General features: G+C 42.4%; 16 protein-coding genes. 11 read left to right on the top strand and 5 right to left on the bottom strand.

Annotated features, from left to right (window positions below; genetic code table 11):
- Positions 1–10: 10 nt before the first annotated feature.
- From R8P61_09625 to R8P61_09615, 3 genes are all read right to left on the bottom strand, one after another.
- On the bottom strand, positions 11–1093 hold the full coding sequence (locus tag R8P61_09625; GenBank protein MDW3647313.1) for an efflux RND transporter periplasmic adaptor subunit: 1083 nt from the start codon (positions 1091–1093) through the stop codon (positions 11–13).
- A gap of 10 nt (positions 1094–1103) precedes the next feature.
- Positions 1104–3491 (bottom strand): TolC family protein, encoded by a 2388-nt coding sequence (locus R8P61_09620; protein MDW3647312.1) that lies wholly within the window; start codon positions 3489–3491, stop codon positions 1104–1106.
- Positions 3492–3560: 69 nt separating this feature from the next.
- Complete coding sequence (locus R8P61_09615) at positions 3561–4193, bottom strand: TetR/AcrR family transcriptional regulator (protein MDW3647311.1); 633 nt, start codon at positions 4191–4193, stop codon at positions 3561–3563.
- Between the two features lie 221 nt (positions 4194–4414).
- Here R8P61_09615 and pcaF point away from each other — a divergent pair, with 221 nt between their 5' ends.
- The 4 genes from pcaF to R8P61_09595 all read left to right on the top strand — a co-directional run bounded on the left by pcaF (position 4415) and on the right by R8P61_09595 (position 9081).
- The gene (gene pcaF, locus R8P61_09610; GenBank protein ID MDW3647310.1) at positions 4415–5620 is read left to right on the top strand and encodes a 3-oxoadipyl-CoA thiolase; all 1206 of its coding nucleotides are present in this window, start codon (positions 4415–4417) and stop codon (positions 5618–5620) included.
- Between the two features lie 9 nt (positions 5621–5629).
- Positions 5630–7120: an L-arabinose isomerase gene (gene araA, locus R8P61_09605; protein ID MDW3647309.1), complete on the top strand. Its 1491-nt coding sequence runs from the start codon at positions 5630–5632 to the stop codon at positions 7118–7120.
- 126 nt (positions 7121–7246) lie between these two features.
- Positions 7247–8047: a crotonase/enoyl-CoA hydratase family protein gene (locus R8P61_09600; protein ID MDW3647308.1), complete on the top strand. Its 801-nt coding sequence runs from the start codon at positions 7247–7249 to the stop codon at positions 8045–8047.
- 32 nt (positions 8048–8079) lie between these two features.
- A complete protein-coding gene (locus tag R8P61_09595; GenBank protein ID MDW3647307.1) occupies positions 8080–9081 on the top strand; it encodes an NAD(P)-dependent alcohol dehydrogenase in 1002 nt (333 codons plus the stop codon).
- A gap of 174 nt (positions 9082–9255) precedes the next feature.
- On the opposite strand, the gene R8P61_09590 is transcribed toward R8P61_09595, so the two are convergent.
- Positions 9256–10602, bottom strand: a complete 1347-nt coding sequence (locus R8P61_09590) for an aminotransferase class III-fold pyridoxal phosphate-dependent enzyme (protein ID MDW3647306.1) — start codon at positions 10600–10602, stop codon at positions 9256–9258.
- A gap of 207 nt (positions 10603–10809) precedes the next feature.
- Here R8P61_09590 and R8P61_09585 point away from each other — a divergent pair, with 207 nt between their 5' ends.
- The 4 genes from R8P61_09585 (at position 10810) to R8P61_09570 (ending at position 14507) form a co-directional block, all read left to right on the top strand.
- Positions 10810–13095 (top strand): NADP-dependent malic enzyme, encoded by a 2286-nt coding sequence (locus R8P61_09585; protein ID MDW3647305.1) that lies wholly within the window; start codon positions 10810–10812, stop codon positions 13093–13095.
- 32 nt (positions 13096–13127) lie between these two features.
- Positions 13128–13793: a Crp/Fnr family transcriptional regulator gene (locus R8P61_09580; protein ID MDW3647304.1), complete on the top strand. Its 666-nt coding sequence runs from the start codon at positions 13128–13130 to the stop codon at positions 13791–13793.
- 104 nt (positions 13794–13897) lie between these two features.
- The gene (locus tag R8P61_09575) at positions 13898–14209 is read left to right on the top strand and encodes a rhodanese-like domain-containing protein (GenBank protein MDW3647303.1); all 312 of its coding nucleotides are present in this window, start codon (positions 13898–13900) and stop codon (positions 14207–14209) included.
- A gap of 70 nt (positions 14210–14279) precedes the next feature.
- Positions 14280–14507, top strand: coding sequence for a hypothetical protein (locus R8P61_09570; protein ID MDW3647302.1), 228 nt, complete (start codon positions 14280–14282; stop codon positions 14505–14507).
- A 90-nt stretch (positions 14508–14597) separates the two neighbouring features.
- On the opposite strand, the gene R8P61_09565 is transcribed toward R8P61_09570, so the two are convergent.
- On the bottom strand, positions 14598–15821 hold the full coding sequence (locus R8P61_09565; protein MDW3647301.1) for a nucleoside transporter C-terminal domain-containing protein: 1224 nt from the start codon (positions 15819–15821) through the stop codon (positions 14598–14600).
- A 133-nt stretch (positions 15822–15954) separates the two neighbouring features.
- Between R8P61_09565 and R8P61_09560 the strand changes: the two genes are divergently transcribed.
- From R8P61_09560 to R8P61_09550, 3 genes are all read left to right on the top strand, one after another.
- Positions 15955–16752, top strand: a complete 798-nt coding sequence (locus R8P61_09560) for an SDR family oxidoreductase (protein ID MDW3647300.1) — start codon at positions 15955–15957, stop codon at positions 16750–16752.
- Between the two features lie 330 nt (positions 16753–17082).
- A complete protein-coding gene (locus R8P61_09555; protein ID MDW3647299.1) occupies positions 17083–17502 on the top strand; it encodes a thioesterase family protein in 420 nt (139 codons plus the stop codon).
- Positions 17503–17553: 51 nt separating this feature from the next.
- The gene (locus tag R8P61_09550) at positions 17554–18048 is read left to right on the top strand and encodes a nuclear transport factor 2 family protein (GenBank protein ID MDW3647298.1); all 495 of its coding nucleotides are present in this window, start codon (positions 17554–17556) and stop codon (positions 18046–18048) included.
- Positions 18049–18168: the final 120 nt, after the last annotated feature.

Raw genomic sequence — 18168 nt, 5'->3', positions numbered from 1 at the left:
GCTTTGGTGATTAATGGGATAATTTTACTTCCTGTCCATCAAGCAGGGTTTGTAATCCTGCTACTGCAATTTTTTGCCCTGCTTCCAATCCTTCCAGGACTTCAAATCCGCCGCTATGCAAGGGGCCAATTTTAATATGCTGCTTCTGGACAGTCGCTGAGGCTTCTCCATCATTCACCAAAAAGACAAAACGACCTTTACTATCTTCTCCGACTGACTTTGCTGGAATCATCAGGGATTTTTCTTCCTTGGCACCAAAAGAGAAATTGACATTGGCTGCCATTCCTGATTTTACCTCTTCACTCACATTCAGAACCTCCACTTCTACAGGATATGTTGAGGTAGATCTGTCTAAGGCAGGGGAAAGTTCGGCTACTTTTCCTTCAAAGGATTTTACGGAAATTGCAGGAAAATCTATCCCTACTTTCATCCCCAGTTTTACACTATTGATTACGCTTTCAGGAATCCCCAATTGGATGGTAATCTTGCTCCCTGCATTCAGGATGGCTACTGATTGTCCCGGGTTTACATTCTCTCCCAGTTCTGAAGAAACACTGGCGATCACGCCCGATTGGGGGGCATATATATAGCCATAATTGATCTGTTCTTTTTGAATGCCTACACTCCTCTTGGCAGACTCCAAACTATTGATGGCATTTTGATATGAGTTTTTCACACTTTCATAATCACTCAAAGCAGCACTCCCCTTTTCATACAAGGAGCGAATCCTGTTCAAACTCAATTTTGCAGTTTTTTCCTGCGACTCAGCGATATTTAAAGAGGCTACCGCTTGCTCATAGGCCAAACGGGCCTGAACATTATCCAGCCTTGCCAGTAATTCTCCTTTGCGAACTTTCTGACCGATTTTCAAATTGTATAGGGTGATGATTCCTCCGCTTCTAAAACTCAAGCCGATTACTTTATCAGTCTGAGCTGTTCCATTAAAGGTACGTTTACTACCTCCATCTCCAAATCCTACTTCCTGGTACAAAACCGGACGAAGAACTTTCTTTTTAGTCTTTACTTCCTCTGCACAGGAGGAAAGAAAAAGTGCGATATATAGTAGGCTGCTGATTTGCAATATTTTTTTCATGATCCTTGGATTAATAGTCATTTTCGAAATAAGCGCGGAATCTTTGACGGAAATCTTCGTTCTTTTCCGATGAATTCAGGATAAAGAAATACCCTATATTACGCTCCAGATTTAAGGAGCTGCTTAAGAAATTGTAAACGGCAGTAGCATTTGCAAGCTGTGCCTGGAAAAAGTTGTTCTGAGCATCGATCAATTGTACCCAGGTCACCCCTCCTTGACGATATGCCTCCTGGGTAAGCTCAAGACTTTCCTTGGCCGTGGATTCAGAGACTTTCGAAAGTTCCAGATTGGCAATTTGATTGATCACCTGCAAGACAGCACTACTTACACTTTGATCGATATTCAAAGCCAGATTATCCTGATTCGCCAGGAGCTGTTCTCTTTGGATAATGGCTGACTGCCGATTGATATTTCGCTGATTTTGCTGAAAGATTGGAATCGATACATTTACGCCGAGTGTATAATAGGAATTGGGAATCGCTCCAAATCCAGGAGGGAATTCGCTACCGGCTCCGCTTCTCGATATATTTCTCTGTACTTGCCCCTGCAAGGCCACGGTGGGCAGAAATCGTCCCTGCTTATTCAACCAGATATTGTGATTGTTTGCCTGGAGATTGTAATTCAGAGATTTCAATTCTGGAGAATTTTTCTTGGCTTCATTTATCAAAAATGAGATAAATGGCTCAATCAAATTCGGATCATCCAGGATATCCTTTATTCTGTCATAATTATATTCTGAGTAAATGCCATCATCCAGACTCGCATCCAATACATCTATTCTCCTCCTGATAGGTTGATTAAGTACTTGATTGATGGTGAAATAGGCTTGCTGAAGCTGGTTATACCCTTCCACAAACTGCTGGGTATTCTGAGCAAGTTGACTTTGAAAACGCAAAACATCTGATTTACCGGTTTGGCCGGATTCAAATCTTTGTTGGGCTAACTTCAGGTTCTCTTCTGTCAGATCCATATTGCTTTTGGTGATCTGAAGATTTGCCTTGACCAGAAGGGTATTGAAATACAGCGTAGATGCATCGAAAATAATATTCAACTTGTCCGTATTCAGGTTTTCTTTTTCCGCTTCCAGCAATTCTTTCTGAATTTTGATATTTGCACTTGCACCCGGAGCATAAATTATCTGACTAAGGGTTGCATTGGCTGCAGTAGAGAATTCAGGATTTTGTCCATTGGAAACCTCTGCTAAAGCAGGATCCACATTGGTTCCCGAAGCTGATACTTCTACATTTGGCAAATAATTGCTTTTAGCCAGGCGCACATCCTGATCCACTAAATCCACCCCTAATTGACTAACCTTCAGACCCAAATTGGAAAGCAGAACTTCCTCCATCAACATTTTCAGGTCATACTTCTTCTCCGCACCCAGCTTATCCAAATCGCCGACTAAATTGGTCCGCGCGATTTGACTGTAGCGAATCGGTATTCCTAAGGTCTCGGCTGTATTGAAATTAATCGTGAGTTCTTCTCGTGGTTCAAAATACAGAGGCAATTCTGAAGGATTGGTCCCATTTATCACGGCTTCAACACTCAGGGCTATTCTTCGAAAAAGCTGCTCTACGTTTGAACGACTCTGTTTCGTTGCCAGAATACCCGCCTCGACATCTTGTTGGGCAGTTGCTGTCATAGAGGGAATCTTTTTGAGATTCAATTCTCCAACCAGCAATTCTAATTCCTCCGAACTAAAGAAATCTCCCCCTTCAATATAGAGCGCATCGATCTCATCCAACTCGGCAATGATATCACTCACCTCATAAAAAGGGATCAATGTATACCCCTGGCTAGAATCTGAGAAAATGTTTTGCAGGTAATTTTCCACCTCCAGGTTTTCCGTGATGGTTCGATTGACAGCGATTCCTAAATCCTTGAAATCATAGAGATCCCTAAATGAATCCAGGTCTTCTCTCAAAGAATGGCTGGTAACCAAATAGACGAAATTGTTGATTCCGGAAGTTTCTCTTCTTTCCTCGATGCTAATAAAATCTGCGGGTACTGCTCCGAAAAGTAAGGTAGGTTTGGGAAAACTTTGCTGTCGAGTCACAACCACACTGTTTATGGCTCCGAAAGCGAGGATCATATTTGGTCCTCCATTTAGGATTTCCAGATTTTTGCCAGCCTGATCCAGATCATTATTATTGGAAAGGATCCATTTTTCTGGAAAACTGACATCGGCATCTTCTCCAACAACTGCAATAATCTCTTTTTGCAGTTGAGGAAGGAGGGCTTCAATTTCTGCACTCCGTTCTTCTAAAAGAATACCAATTTGATAGTCGGGTCTATCCTGTGCCTGGACGGCTGGATAAAAGAGGCATAAACAAAGAAGTAAGAGGAAGACGGGCTTCTGGTACTCCTTGCTTTTGTCTCTTATGCTTTTTATTCGCATAGGTAACATAGCGTTTGTAAAGTGAATTTGCGTTAAGTAAGAGTGTAGAATCTGTTCTATATAAAAAACTTAAGGTGTTTCAGGTTTTAAAAAAGTAAAGATCATGGTCTTGATATGCTCTTTCCAGTTGAGCACAAATGCTCGAAAGGCTTCTTCAGAAAATCCCTCTATCCGCGTAATCATCTTTCGGGTCAGAAAAGGAAAGGTCATCATTGACATCATGCTTATCTCCAAATTCATAAAATTGACAGGCCTGATATTTCCAGCTGCGACTTCCTGATCAATATTTTTTTGCAAAACCCCCAGATATTTCCCCTTAGTCTCCGTTTTAATATTGGCAAGAACCTCCTTCAATTCATCATTGAAATGCAGCTCACTCAAGACAAAAATTGGCAGATTGGGTTGAGCTAGTGTTACTTCAATGTAATGATCAATAAACTCTTCTATCCTTTCCAGAAAAGGTTTCGCTTCATTGGTTAAAATGTGATAACCCGCTTCATTAAAGGTTAAAAACTTCTCCTTGAAAATGGCAATAAAGAGCTTATTCTTTGTTCGAAAGTAATAGTTAACTAAAGCCACATTTACCCCTGCTTTTTCTGCCACTTCTCGTATGGTAGTTCCCCTCAGCCCCTTTTCCAGAAAAAGAACTCTTGCCGTTTCCTTTATCTTTTGCTCTGTACTGTCAAGCTGTATTTCACTCATGTTCATTCATTCTTTGAGTGCAAGTTAAATGAAACAGCGATTTTAAACAAGTGTTTAAATCAATTGTTTTAAGCTTACGCTTAAACTTTGACTAAGTTGTGCTATTACAGAATTTTATTCTGTTTTTTCTTCGAAATCATTTACTGTATTCTATCTGGAGCTTATTGGGGTTTGCTAAAACGGAGGAATTAATACCTTTGTTTATACCGATTTAACAGATTATGAAAGAAGCATATATAATAGATGGATTGCGGACAGCTTTTGGGAAATTCAGAGGCAGTCTATCCAGCATACGAACAGATGATTTACTGGCCCATGTTATTAAAGCATTGGTTGAAAGAAATGGAAACATTCCAGCAGATGCCTATGATGACGTCATCATGGGTTGTGCCAATCAGGCGGGAGAAGACAATAGAAATGTAGCTCGCATGGCGCTTTTGTTAGCAGGATTGCCCTGGTCAGTTCCCGGAGAGACCATCAATCGCCTTTGTTCATCGGGTATGTCTTCTATTGTTCATGCAAATCGCGCGATCAAGGCTGGTGATGCAGACCTCATGATTAGTGGCGGAATCGAACATATGACTCGGGCTCCTTTAGCTATGTCCAAATCCGGCAAAGCCTTTGGAGGAGACATGAAAGTCTATGATAGCAGTTTCGGATGGCGCTTTATCAATCCGAAAATGGCAAAGCTTTATGGAACAGAAGCCATGGGAAATACGGCGGAGAATCTCGCAGAGATGTTTAATATAAATCGGGAAGATCAGGATAAATTTGCCATGTGGTCCCAACAGAAAGCTTCGCATGCTCAAAAAAGTGGAAGACTGGCCAAAGAAATTGTGGCCCTGGATATCCCAAGAAGGAAGCAAGATCCTTTGCTTTTTGATCAGGATGAATTCATACGCCACGATACCTCAATGGAAGCTTTAGGTAAGCTTCGTACAGTTTTCAAGGAAAACGGAACGGTTACAGCCGGAAACGCCAGTGGACTCAATGATGGTGCTGCTGCCGTTATTGTAGCTTCTGAAGATGCTGTAAAGAAATACAAGCTAAAACCATTGGCAAGAATTGTCAGTTCGGCCGTGGTTGGCGTAGAGCCTCGCATCATGGGTATCGGTCCGGTGAAAGCTTCGAAAAAAGCCTTAAAAAAAGCAGGCTTGAGTCTGGATGACATTGGGCTTATTGAACTCAATGAAGCCTTCTCAGCCCAAAGTCTGGCTTGCACCCGAGAGTTGGGATTAGCAGATGATGATGAAAGAGTAAATCCTAATGGAGGAGCCATAGCCATCGGACATCCGCTGGGAGTTTCTGGCACACGTATCACCCACAGCCTTGCCCTCGAATTGCATGAGAAAGATGTCCAGTACGGATTGGCAACTATGTGTATAGGAGTTGGGCAGGGTTATGCCATCATTCTGGAAAAAGTGTAAATTCCTCCCATGAACGACATGGGAAAATATGAAGTCTGGTTTCTGTGTGGAAGCCAGCATTTATACGGAGAAGAAACCCTTATTCAGGTAAAAAAGCATGCGGAAGTCATAAGCCAGGAGCTTAATGCTTCTGAAAACATCTCTGTTCGTATTGTCTTCAAGCAAGTACTGACAGCTCCTGATGAAATATACCGCAGCATCCTTCAAGCCAATGCGGCTGAGAATTGCATTGGAATTATTGCCTGGATGCATACCTTTTCCCCTGCAAAAATGTGGATCAGAGGATTGCGGGCACTCCAAAAACCTTTGCTTCATCTTCACACTCAATTCAATCAGGAAATCCCCTGGTCAGACATAGACATGGATTTCATGAATCTCAATCAATCTGCACATGGTGGGAGAGAGTTCGGCTTTATTTGTAGCAGAATGGGGATTAAAAGAAAGGTTCTGAGTGCTCATTGGAAAGATAGTAATCTTCACAAAAAGCTGGATAAATGGTGTCGAGTCGCTAGTGCATGGGAAGACTCACAAAATCTCAAAATAGCTCGACTTGGAGATAATATGCGGGAGGTTGCTGTAACCGAAGGGAATAAAGTCAGCGCTCAGATTCAGTTTGGATATGCTGTAAATGGCTATGGACTGGGAGATCTTAAGGATTTCTTAGATACAGTAAAGGACCAAGAGATCAATGAGCTTTTAGAAGAATATGAAACTTCCTATGAGCTGACTCCCGGAATTCAGAAAGGAGGAGCTCAAAGAGCGTCTCTGATGGAGGCTGCGCGCATAGAATTGGGCTTGAAAAATTTTCTGGAAGCGGGCGGCTTTAAAGCCTTTACAGATACCTTTGAAAATCTTCATGGTCTGGCACAATTACCGGGTTTGGCAGTACAAAGACTCATGGCCCAAGGTTATGGATTTGGAGCGGAAGGAGATTGGAAAACTGCTGCATTGGTTCGTGCGATGAAAGTTATGGGAACCGGACTAGCGGGAGGAAATTCCTTCATGGAAGATTACACCTACCATTTTCACCCAAAGCAGGATTTGGTATTGGGAGCACATATGCTGGAGATTTGTCCTTCAATAGCTAGTGGCAAGCCTTCCTGCGAAATTCATCCTTTGGGAATCGGGGGAAAGGAAGATCCTCTGAGATTGGTTTTCAACGCTAAAGCTGGCAAAGCATTAAATGCTTCCATGATCGACCTGGGTCACCGATTTCGTCTGCTAATAAATGAAGTCGAAGCCATAGAAATCAAAGAAGACATGCCCAAACTTCCGGTAGCCAGAGCTCTTTGGAAACCTCTCCCAAATCTTGAGACGGCTGCTACTGCCTGGATACTTTCCGGAGGAGCGCATCATACCTGCTACTCTGAATCACTAGATGCAGAATACCTTCAGGATTTTGCCGAAATAGCAGGTATTGAATCTATCCTGATCAATCAGGATAGCAGACTGGAAGCTATCAAAAAGGAATTGCGCTGGAATGAGGAAAACTTTAGCTAGCTAAACAAGAGACAGATATACCGGTTTAATAAAAAAGCATAAATCAGGATAGGGAGAAGTATACTTTGCCAAATCGAATCGAATTTAGCTATATTCTTCCCTCTTTCACCTTTACATAACAAAGCAATGGAACAGCGAGTAACGATAGAAAAACAAGGACATATATCCATAGTAAAACTCAGTCGTCCGGACAAAATGAATGCCCTGGACAAAGCCATGTTTGAGGGGATCATTGAAGCTGCTGAAAAAGTAGAACAAGATAGTTCTTGCAGGGTGGTAGTAATTACAGGTGAAGGAAGAGCTTTTTGTGCTGGTCTTGATTTGGCAAGTTTGAGCGCTGGCAATGGACAAAACCCGGGAAATGCGACTTTAGCGACCCGGACTCATGGCATCGCCAATATGTGGCAACAGGCAGTCTGGGCCTGGCGTGAATTATCTGTGCCTGTCATCGCTGCAGTTCATGGAGTTGCATTTGGAGGAGGCTTACAAATCATGCTGGGAGCCGACATCAAATACATTACAGCGGATACCAAATTGAGTGTAATGGAAACCAAATGGGGCATCATTCCGGATATGGCAGGAACGCAACTGATGCGTCATAGCGTGCGGGATGATATCATTCGTGAATTAACCTATACACATCGTATTTTTTCTGGTGAGCAGGCTGTCGAATATGGTTTTGCGACCCACCTTTCAGAAAATCCATTGGCGGATGCCTTGACCCTGGCAAAAGAGATCGCATCAAAAAGCCCCAGCGCAATCGTAACTGCAAAAAAGGTCCTCAATCAAGCTCCTTATTTGAATGTAGAAGAAGGGCTGATGTTGGAGTCTGTAGAACAGGATAAAATCATCATGAAAAAGAATCAAATGGAAGCCGTCTTTGCCTCCATGCAAAAACGCGAAGGAAATTTCGAAGACCATAGATAAAACGCCCTTAATAACCCTTTCCCAAAATCAATATGAAATCAGTTGTAGTAAAGCAGCCCGGTGGCCTGGATAAATTGGCCATCATTGAAAGTAATGATCCTCAACCCGCTGCAGGTGAAGTCCTGGTCCGCTGGCATGCGACCTCACTCAATTTTCATGATTACCTCGTAGCCATAGGAGGCATTCCCGTTCCTGATGGAAGAATTCCTATGTCTGATGGTGCAGGTGAAGTTGTAGCCATTGGAGAAGGGGTCAGTAAATGGAAGGAAGGCGATAAAGTAATGTCATTGTTCTTTCCCAACTGGATAGAAGGAAAAGCCAGCTTAGCCAAAACCCGATCTATATCAGGCGAAAGCTTTGATGGATATATCACTGAAATGTCCTGTATTTCCCAGGAAGCCATAAGCAGAATACCTGATACCTATAGCTATGCAGAAGCAGCGACCCTCCCCTGCGCAGCCCTGACTGCCTGGAGAGGATTGATGGAAGAAGGAAATTTGACGGCTGGAGAAAGCGTGCTTATCGAAGGAAGCGGAGGTATGTCTATTTTCGGCATGCAACTCGCACTTGCTGCTGGAGCCCGGGTTTTTGCTACGACTTCTTCAGAGGAAAAAGCAGAAAGGCTCAAGAGCTTGGGAGCCGAAGCGGTAGTTAATTACAAAGAAGATAGCCGTTGGGGTAAGACCCTTTTCAAAATGACTGGTGGAATTGATCATGTCCTGGATGTAGGCGGAGGAAGTACTATGGTTCAGTCAATAGAAGCTGCCGCTATAGGTGGACATGTTGTTTCTATTGGGATTCTTGGAGGAGGACGAAAAGGAGAAATCACCTTCCCCAAGCTATTCTTCAAACATATCAAAGTCTCAGGAATTGCAGTCGGAAGTAGAGTTATGCAGGAAAGAATGGTGAAAGCTATTAATCAGAGTGGATTTAAACCTATCATAGACAAAAGCTTTTCATTCGATCAATTGGCCGATGCCTTTCGCCATCAGGAGTCCGGGAAGCATTTCGGCAAGATTGTGTTGGAGTATTAAGGTGCAACAAAACGCATGTCATTAAGAGGGAACCATACCATCAGCATCGCTGTCATTGTGAGCCGGAATTTCCGGCGAAGCAATCTCCTTAAAATCAAATAATCCTTTATAGCCAAGGAGATTGTTTCGCCTGCATTACAGGCTCGCAATGACAGTAGAACTGTAATCTTTCCCCTACACACAGTAAGCATCCGCCTCAGCAATAGCCAGACTAATAATCTCCATACCCTCATCTATTTCTTCCTTTGTGATGGTCAATGGAGGAGCTACAAAGATGAAATTCCATTTGGCAAAGGTGAACATACCCAGTTCATGGATTTTGGCTTTGACTTTTTGCATGGCTTCACTTAAAGGAGCATTCCAGGGACTCATAGGCTCTTTCGTATCCCGATTTTTCACCAATTCTATACAACCCAACATGCCTGTATTTCGCCAGTCTCCTATAGAATTGTGTTTAGCTGCTAAAGCTTCAACTTTCTGATCGATATAAGCACCCATCTCCCGAGCTCTTTCATTCAAATTCTCCTTTTCATAAATATCTATTACAGCCAAAGCAGCTGCGCAGGAAACCGTATGCGCAGAATAGGTCAATCCAAGAGGAAGGAATTTATCATCAAAGTAGTTCGCAATTTCTTTACTGGCGATTAGGCCTCCCAAGGGAATATAACCGGCTGTAACTCCTTTGGCAAAAACCAGAATATCCGGTTCCACTTCATGGTTATTTACCCCAAACCAATTTCCCGTTCTGCAAAAGCCACTCATCACTTCGTCTGCAATAAAAAGAAGGTCGAATTCCTCACAGAGAGCCTTTACTTTCTTCAAATAAAAAGGAGGATATTTTATACAACCCGAAGTCCCGGACTCTCCTTCCATAAGAATGCCTGCTATATTCTGAGGGCCTTCGTATTGTATGACCTGTCTGAGGTTAGCTATCGCTCTTTCGCCACATGCTTCTGCTGAATCAGTTCCCCAGGGACAACGATACGCATAAGGATTTTCTACCCTTACTATATTATTCAATTGCTGTTGATCGACCAGATGTTTGCGAGGGTCTCCTCCTGCTGAAATAGCTCCCATGGTCGAACCATGATAAGACCTGTATTGGGTAATGATCTTATGCTTTCCCGAATAGACCCTTGCCAATTTGATCGCATTCTCTATCGCTTCAGCTCCTCCTAGAGTAAAGAATGTTTTCGTCAAATTTCCCGGACTGATCTCTGCCAGTTTTTTGGCCAGTTTTCCTCTTGCATCGGTCGCAAAACTGGGAGCCAAATAACTAAACTTATTCATCTGATCGATAACCGCCTGCGTCACTTCTTCCCTACCATGCCCAATATTTACATTCATCAATTGAGATGAGAAATCAAGGTATCGTTTCCCCTCCTTAGCATAGAGATAAACTCCTTTGGCATGATCAATCAAGGTAGGATTATGTATTCCTTGAATCGCCCAGGAAAAAAAACTGTGATCTTTGTTTTCCTTGATGAGTTCATTGACAAGATTAGCAGTAGAAATAGACATGACTTTCAGATTGATAATTGGCTATACATAAAGATAGAAAAGCTTTTGCGATTGAAACCCAATTGAGGCAAAAATATTCCCTGTACAATCTGTTTCAAAAAGAAAGGCATATTGTCTATTCCTTTGCCTATCAAATCATTTTTTCTTCGTAATATTCGCCCTTCTTTTTGAGGCCCCATTAGATGGCCAAAATTTTAGACCGCTGTTATGAGCAAAAAATCCTTACGCGAAGAAGCCCTCAAGTACCATAGTGATGGTAGACCCGGTAAGATCGAGGTAATCCCAACCAAGGCAACCTCTAACCAAAGAGATCTTTCATTGGCCTATTCTCCAGGAGTAGCAGACCCTTGTCTGGCCATCCATGAAAATGCAGATGATGCCTATCGATATACTGCCAAGGGTAATCTGGTTGCGGTAATCAGTAATGGAACAGCTGTTCTGGGATTGGGTGATATAGGAGCCTTGGCCAGCAAGCCAGTGATGGAAGGAAAAGGTCTCCTGTTTAAGATTTATGCAGACATTGACTGCTTTGATCTGGAATTGGATACCAAAAATGTAGATGAGTTTATCCGAACTGTAAAGATTCTTGAACCTACTTTCGGTGGGGTAAACCTGGAAGATATTTCCGCTCCCGCCTGTTTCGAAATTGAAGAACGGCTGAAAAAAGAATTGAATATCCCAGTCATGCATGATGATCAGCATGGGACTGCCATCATCAGTGGAGCTGCCCTCCTCAATGCACTGGAGATTGTTGGGAAGAATATAGCAGATGTGAAAATTGTGGTAAATGGAGCAGGAGCTTCAGCTATATCCTGTACCCGTATCTATGTTTCGCTGGGAGCGAAAAAGGAAAATGTCTTTATGTATGACAGCAAAGGCTTGATCCATGGAGACAGGGACAACCTAAATGGAAAGAAACCTGAGTTTATCAATAATTCGGTTTCAGCTGACACTTCACTCGAAGATATCCTGAAAGATGCAGATGTATTTATAGGACTTTCAAGGGGAAATGTTTTGAGTAAAGACATGGTTCGATCTATGGGGGATCAACCTGTGATCTTTGCCATGGCCAATCCAACACCTGAAATCAGCTATGAAGATGCGAAAGATGCCCGGCCAGATTGCATCATGGCGACGGGTCGCTCAGACTATCCCAATCAGGTCAATAATGTTTTGGGCTTCCCCTTCATTTTCAGAGGCGCTTTGGATGTCGGAGCTACTGAGATCAATGAAGAAATGAAGTGCGCAGCTGTTTATGCCCTGGCGGAACTGGCAAAAAAACCGGTCCCGGATATCGTAAACATGGCATACAACAATGTAAACCTCAGTTTTGGCAAAAACTATATAATTCCTAAACCGGTCGATCCACGTTTGATTACCACAGTGGCTCCTGCTGTTGCCAAAGCAGCCATGGATTCAAAAGTGGCTAAACATCCCATCAAAAACTGGGAAACCTATGAGGACGAATTATCCAAAAGACTTGGACTGGACAGAAGCCTTTCCAAGATCATTGAGACCAAAGCCAAACAGGACGTAAAACGTGTGGTCTTTGCAGATGCGGAAGATGTTTCTGTTCTGAAAGCAGCTCAGGTAGTATTAGAAGAAAAAATAGCACATCCTATCCTTATTGGACGTCCGGCTGTGATCGAACGGATTTTGGCAGAACAAAAACTTAGCCTTCCCGGAGTTCGAATTATCAATCCTAAAGCTCCTGCCAATGAAGCCGAGGAAGAAACCCTCAAAGGCTATATGCAGAAGTTTTATGAAAAGCGGAAAAGAAAGGGAGTTACGGTCAGAGACTCACAGGATATCATGGTCCGCAATAGCTATTATGGAGCTATGATGGTGGAGATGAATGATGCAGATGCGATGATCGGGGGATTGACAAAAAAATATCCCTATACTGTCAGGCCTGCACTTCAAATCATCGGAGCGAAGGAAGGAGTCAAAAAGGTGGCTTCTACCCACATCCTCATGACCAAGTCAGGTCCTTTGTTCCTGGCAGATACCACGGTCAATCATCACCTCGATGCAGAGGACATTGCCAGCATCGCCGAATTGGTAGCCGAGCAGGTTCGGGCATTTAATATAGAGCCTCGTATAGCTTTTGTTACCTATTCAAACTTTGGATCGGTTCCGTATGGTGAATCAGCTATGCTGATGCGGGAAGCAACAAGAATCCTTCACCAAAGACATCCGGACTGGTTGGCTGATGGAGAAATGCAGGCACATTTGGCCTTGAATAAAGAGGGCTTAGAACAGTTTTATCCCTTTTCAAAACTGGCAGGACATAGTGCAAATGTTCTCATTTTCCCCAATCTTTCCTCTGCTAACATCAGCTACAACCTTCTGAATACAGCTGCGGAAATGGATATCATTGGCCCGGTTCTTTTAGGCATGAAAAAACCGGTTCATATCCTTCAGTTGGGAGCTAGTGTGAGACAAATCATTGATATGGTGGGTATTGCTGCTATTCATGCTCAGGAATCCTAGGAAAAACTCAGGAATTTTTCGCAAATTAAGTTATGCAGCAAGAGCGATCTGAGAAGGATTTCATGAAAATGCTCTCGGAGAAATTCTCCTTTATTTTTGAGGAAGCATTGATTGAAGAGATCTGTTTAAGTGGAAAGCTGGGAAATTTCTCAGCGGGAGATATGCTTATTGATCTGGGTCAAAAGATAGAGTATATCCCCCTTATTCTTTCTGGCTCCATCAAGATCATGACAGAAGATAAGGAGGGAAATGAGTTACTCTTATATTACCTCGAATTGGGTGACACCTGTGCAGTTACCTTAAACTGTTGTTCTAAAGCCAGTAATAGTACCATCCGCGCAACCTGCGAAACCGATTGTCAATTGGTCTTTATCCCGGCAGAAAAACTAGAGGAATGGATGGTCAGCTTTAAAAGTTGGCGCAATTTTATTCTACAAAGTTATCATGAGAGATTAGGGGAAATGTTGAAAGCCGTTGACACCCTTGCATTCGAGAATATGGAAGAAAGGCTTTATAAATACCTAAAAAATAAAGTCATGGTAAACGGGAATCCGGATTTGCATGTCCCCCATTTAGAAATCGCCAATGATCTGCATTCCTCCCGGGTTGTTATTTCTCGCCTGATGAAAAAACTGGAAATAGATGGAAAGATTCGGCAACATAGAAATCGAATCGAATTTCTGGAAATGATCAACTAAGTCCCCCTTATGTAACTCAAGTAACGGAAGGTCTCAAACTAATTCCCGATCCTTGTATTAGAAAGGGAGAAAAAGACTCTTTCACTAAACTAAAAACAAAGATCATGGGAATTTTAGATTCTATATTTGGCAATTTTCAGCAAAGCGACAAAGTAAAGGAAATGCTTCAGAATGGTTCAAGTGTTATCGATGTGAGAACCGTAGGAGAATTTCAGGGAGGGCATGTAGCTGGATCTGTGAATTATCCTTTGCAGGATCTTGAACGATATATGGATAATATCAAAAAACTGGATAAGGCTCCAGTTCTTTGTTGTGCCTCCGGTAACCGAAGTGGACAAGCAGTAAAATTTCTAAAATCTAAAGGCATTGATTGTATCAACGGTGGAAGTTGGCGATCAGTAAACAGTCTTGTATAAGAAGACATATTGTACGGATTTAAAGCCTGGATTTTCTTATATAATTCAGGCTTTTTTCTAATTTACTCACATGAAATCTATCAAAGATATCCGCATCATACTACTCCTCTGCCTCACTTTGGGCCTGGCTCCTTTCAGTCCGGAGCCTCATATCTGGGGGAAACTAAAATGGATCGCAGGCGGTGCTGAAGGAATGGGACTCATGGATTGGTGGGACGTAGTTCTCCATGGATTTCCCTGGGCCTTACTTATATTTTGGGGGATAAGTTCCCTGGTTCCCGCTAAAGAAGGAAAATAAAAATGGACCTGGCAAATTCTCAAAACAGGTCATCAAAATTTTATCTATGGGATAGACTTTAAGTATTGCACCAGGTTTCGAAAAAAATACTTAGCCTCCTATAAAAAACATTCCCGCCACACTCGCATTGAGTAAACTCACAATCGCTCCCCCAAACATGGCCTTAAGGCTAAGTTTGGCAATTTCCGTTTTTCGGCTTTCGGCTAATGAACCTATACCTCCAATTTGAATTCCGATAGAAGCAAAATTGGCAAAACCACAGAGCGCAAAGGTTGTAATCATATAGGAGCGTTCAGAAATGGTGCCTTCCAAGGGAACTAAATCCAGATAGGCCAAAAACTCATTGAGGAACATCTTTTTCCCCAGCATCCCTCCTACTATAGAAGCATCTGCAAAATCAACTCCGATCACATAAGCGAGAGGTGCAAACACCCATCCCAATATCCGCTCAAAACTTAAGGGCGCTCCTGCAACTTCTGGTAAGTATCCCAGAAAGAGATTAAATAAGGCGGCAATAGAGACGAATGCAACGATTACAGCTACTACATTTAATGAAAGCTGTAATCCTTCTACTGCTCCTCTACTCATAGCCTGAAATACATTCACATCCTCAAATTTGATGCTTGAGCTAACTAGCCCTTTCGTCTCTGGTTCTTCCGTTTCGGGAAAAAGGATTTTAGCAACTACCAAAGAAGCGGGTGCCGCCATAATCGATGCAGCAACCAAATGTCCTGCATCTGCGCCGATACTTACATAAATAGCCAGCATGCCTCCGCTGATGGTTGCCATTCCACCTACCATCATGGCCATCAACTCAGATTTTGTCATCTTTGGCAGGTAAGGTTTGACGACTAAAGGAGCCTCTGTTTGGCCGATAAATACATTGGCACAGGCTGCCAGAGCTTCAGCTCCTGAGACAGAAAGCACCTTGATGATTCCTTTCGACATCCATTTCACCACAAACTGTATCACACCAAAATAGAAGAGCATAGCCATAAAGGAGGAGAAAAAGATGATGGTAGCACTCACAGAAAGTGCTACAGGAACAATCTTAAAAGTCCCGAACATAAATTCAGACCCTACGCTCGACATATTTACCAAAGAAGTGATGCCAGCATTGATCCCCTCCATGACTTGTTTGCCCGGACCACCAATCAGAATAGCCAGACCTATAGCCAACTGTATCATCAGGCCTTTCCAGACCAATGACCAATCAATCTTTGCTCTATTATTTGACAATAGGTAAGCTAAGCCAATCAGAACGATCATTCCAAAGAGAGCCCGAGCAATATTTATAAGGATTTCAGTGGCCAAAATGCTGATGTTATGTCTTTCTAACTATATTTTCGGCTTATTCCGAAAGTCAGAATAAACCTGAGCAAAATTAGTGTAATTTTGGTTCCATCATAATGATAACACACAATTAGTCCTCTAATACAATTATAATATGTCCCAACTACTTCTCGATCAATTATTCTCTGTAAAAGACAAAGTCGTTTTGGTAACGGGTGGTTCCCGGGGAATCGGTCTGATGATCGCCAGTACTTTTGTTGAAAACGGAGCTAAAGTATATATCTCCTCTCGAAAGGCTGCCGTTTGTGCTGAGGTAGCTGCCGAACTATCAAAGATTGGATCTTGTACAGCCATTCCTGCTGACCTCTCTACCAAAGCAGGCATTCAGCTCCTATCTGAGGAATTGTCCAATCGTGAATCCCGACTTGATGTTCTTATCAACAACGCCGGTGCTGCCTGGGGCGCTCCTTTTGAACAGTTTCCAGAAAATGGATACGACAAAGTCATGGATCTTAATGTTAAATCCGTCTTCTACCTGACTCAGGCATTGATGCCATTGATCAAGGAAAGTGCATCGAATGAAGATCCTGCAAGAATTATCAATATTGGTTCTATAGACGGAATCAGAGTACCGGGTATGGACAATGTTCCTTATGCATTTAGTAAAGCTGCCGTACATCATATGAGTAAAGTGCTGGCCATGAAATTTGCGGGCAAAGGCATCACGGTTAATGCAATTGCTCCTGGGCCTTTTCCTAGTAAAATGACTGAATTTATGCTGGACAAATTTCAGCAGCAAGTAGAGCAGATGAATCCGATGCGTCGTATTGGTGCTCCTGGTGATATGGGGGGAATAGCCCTCTTTTTATCTTCTCCTGCCGGTGCTTATGTGAATGGGACGGTTATACCGGTTGATGGTGGATTTCATTTGATGGGACCTCCTGGGGCATAATGATTTTTAATTAATTTTCAGGGTTGTTTTTCCATCTTTTTTAGAAAAAGATGGAGTCAAAAATCGCAGAGCCCAAAGCCAACCGCACACACTGCCCCAGCTCCCTATGGGCTCTGCAGGGCCTACGCGCCTGGTTAGTACTTGTAAGGGCAACTATTCTATGCACGCCCACCCTAACACTCAAACACACCAACACCTTCCTTTCGCGCGACGGGGCCAGGCTGCTGCATCGGGTGCGGGGGCCGGACAGTGCGCAGGCTTTGCAGCAGCTTGATTTTTTGCTTCTTTTCCATCAAGGGAAAAGAAGAAACACTACATAAAATCAAACCAATGAAACTCATTAAAACATACGTAGGCAGAATAAACAAAGAAGACTGTGACCTCTACGGCCACATGAATACGCTCAAGTACATAGATAAATTCTATGCAGCCGCTGATGTTTTTCTTCCGAAAATAGGATTAGGGGATGCTGTATTATTCAAAATAGATTTAGGAGTAGCTTATTTAGAATTCAATCATCGGTATTTAAAAGAATGTTTTGAAGGAGAAGAAATTGAGATCTTTGGTGAAATTGTGGAAAGGAATGCCAAAGTAATGAGCCTGAAACAAATCATGAAATATCCGGATCAAGACATTATTTTGGCGGAGTCGCTCCTAAAGTTTTTGGTATTTGATTTAAAAAGTCGGAAATCAATACGCCTGGATGATGATAAACTATCGAATATCATAAATTTGGAATTGCTCAACTAACAAGTATGGATGCAATTCGTATGGGAAGGTAGGATTACAAAACTCCATCACATGAAAAAACTACTAAGCCTACTTTTCTCCTTTATAATTGCAAGTATTCTACTCTTTGCATGTAATAGCCAAACTTCTTTTGACGAGCTCAAAGAGACAGCAGCAATTCTAAAATTGCATAATCTTCAAAGAGATTACCATTTCAATAAAGATTCTAATGCCTTTGTAAATCAGATGTCGGAGAATTTCATCTCTGTCAATCGAGGCGAAATTACACATCCCAAAAAAGCCGAAACCCTTTCCCGCTATCATGCCTATTTCTCCTCTGTCGAATTTGTAAAATGGGATGATGTGAATGAGCCTATCATAAAATTCTCAGAAGACGGAAGTTTGGCATATACTATCGTTGATAAAATTGTCAGAACCCGATATAACAATGGGACAGGAGAAGAAATAGAAGGAGAAACCCATTTTGCATGGACGGCTATATATAGAAAAACAGCTGAAGGATGGAAAATCGAGAATGTAAGCTCCACGAATAAGCCTCCCAGCTAAGCATTTACCCCCTAAATTCTTTCATCTCAGATAGATACTTCCAAGAGAGCTTGCTTGGATTTAAGGAATATTCTTTTAACTTTGCAATACAAAGTACTTTTTATCACAGAATTTGAGTAC

This window comes from Bacteroidia bacterium, assembly GCA_033391075.1.
Classification (GTDB): domain Bacteria; phylum Bacteroidota; class Bacteroidia; order J057; family J057; genus JAWPMV01.
This window is presented reverse-complemented; position numbering and strand designations above follow the sequence as displayed.

Excerpts from the sequence above, each read along its gene's own strand:
- R8P61_09555 (MDW3647299.1), top strand. The coding sequence starts at position 17,083 with ATGAAACTCATTAAAACATACGTAGGCAGAATAAACAAAGAAGACTGT.
- R8P61_09590 (MDW3647306.1), bottom strand. The coding sequence starts at position 10,602 with ATGTCTATTTCTACTGCTAATCTTGTCAATGAACTCATCAAGGAAAAC.
- R8P61_09600 (MDW3647308.1), top strand. The coding sequence starts at position 7,247 with ATGGAACAGCGAGTAACGATAGAAAAACAAGGACATATATCCATAGTA.
- araA (MDW3647309.1), top strand. The coding sequence starts at position 5,630 with ATGAACGACATGGGAAAATATGAAGTCTGGTTTCTGTGTGGAAGCCAG.
- R8P61_09560 (MDW3647300.1), top strand. The coding sequence starts at position 15,955 with ATGTCCCAACTACTTCTCGATCAATTATTCTCTGTAAAAGACAAAGTC.
- R8P61_09570 (MDW3647302.1), top strand. The coding sequence starts at position 14,280 with ATGAAATCTATCAAAGATATCCGCATCATACTACTCCTCTGCCTCACT.
- R8P61_09620 (MDW3647312.1), bottom strand. The coding sequence starts at position 3,491 with ATGCGAATAAAAAGCATAAGAGACAAAAGCAAGGAGTACCAGAAGCCC.
- R8P61_09550 (MDW3647298.1), top strand. The coding sequence starts at position 17,554 with ATGAAAAAACTACTAAGCCTACTTTTCTCCTTTATAATTGCAAGTATT.
- R8P61_09580 (MDW3647304.1), top strand. The coding sequence starts at position 13,128 with ATGCAGCAAGAGCGATCTGAGAAGGATTTCATGAAAATGCTCTCGGAG.
- R8P61_09625 (MDW3647313.1), bottom strand. The coding sequence starts at position 1,093 with ATGAAAAAAATATTGCAAATCAGCAGCCTACTATATATCGCACTTTTT.
- R8P61_09575 (MDW3647303.1), top strand. The coding sequence starts at position 13,898 with ATGGGAATTTTAGATTCTATATTTGGCAATTTTCAGCAAAGCGACAAA.
- R8P61_09595 (MDW3647307.1), top strand. The coding sequence starts at position 8,080 with ATGAAATCAGTTGTAGTAAAGCAGCCCGGTGGCCTGGATAAATTGGCC.
- R8P61_09585 (MDW3647305.1), top strand. The coding sequence starts at position 10,810 with ATGAGCAAAAAATCCTTACGCGAAGAAGCCCTCAAGTACCATAGTGAT.
- R8P61_09615 (MDW3647311.1), bottom strand. The coding sequence starts at position 4,193 with ATGAGTGAAATACAGCTTGACAGTACAGAGCAAAAGATAAAGGAAACG.
- pcaF (MDW3647310.1), top strand. The coding sequence starts at position 4,415 with ATGAAAGAAGCATATATAATAGATGGATTGCGGACAGCTTTTGGGAAA.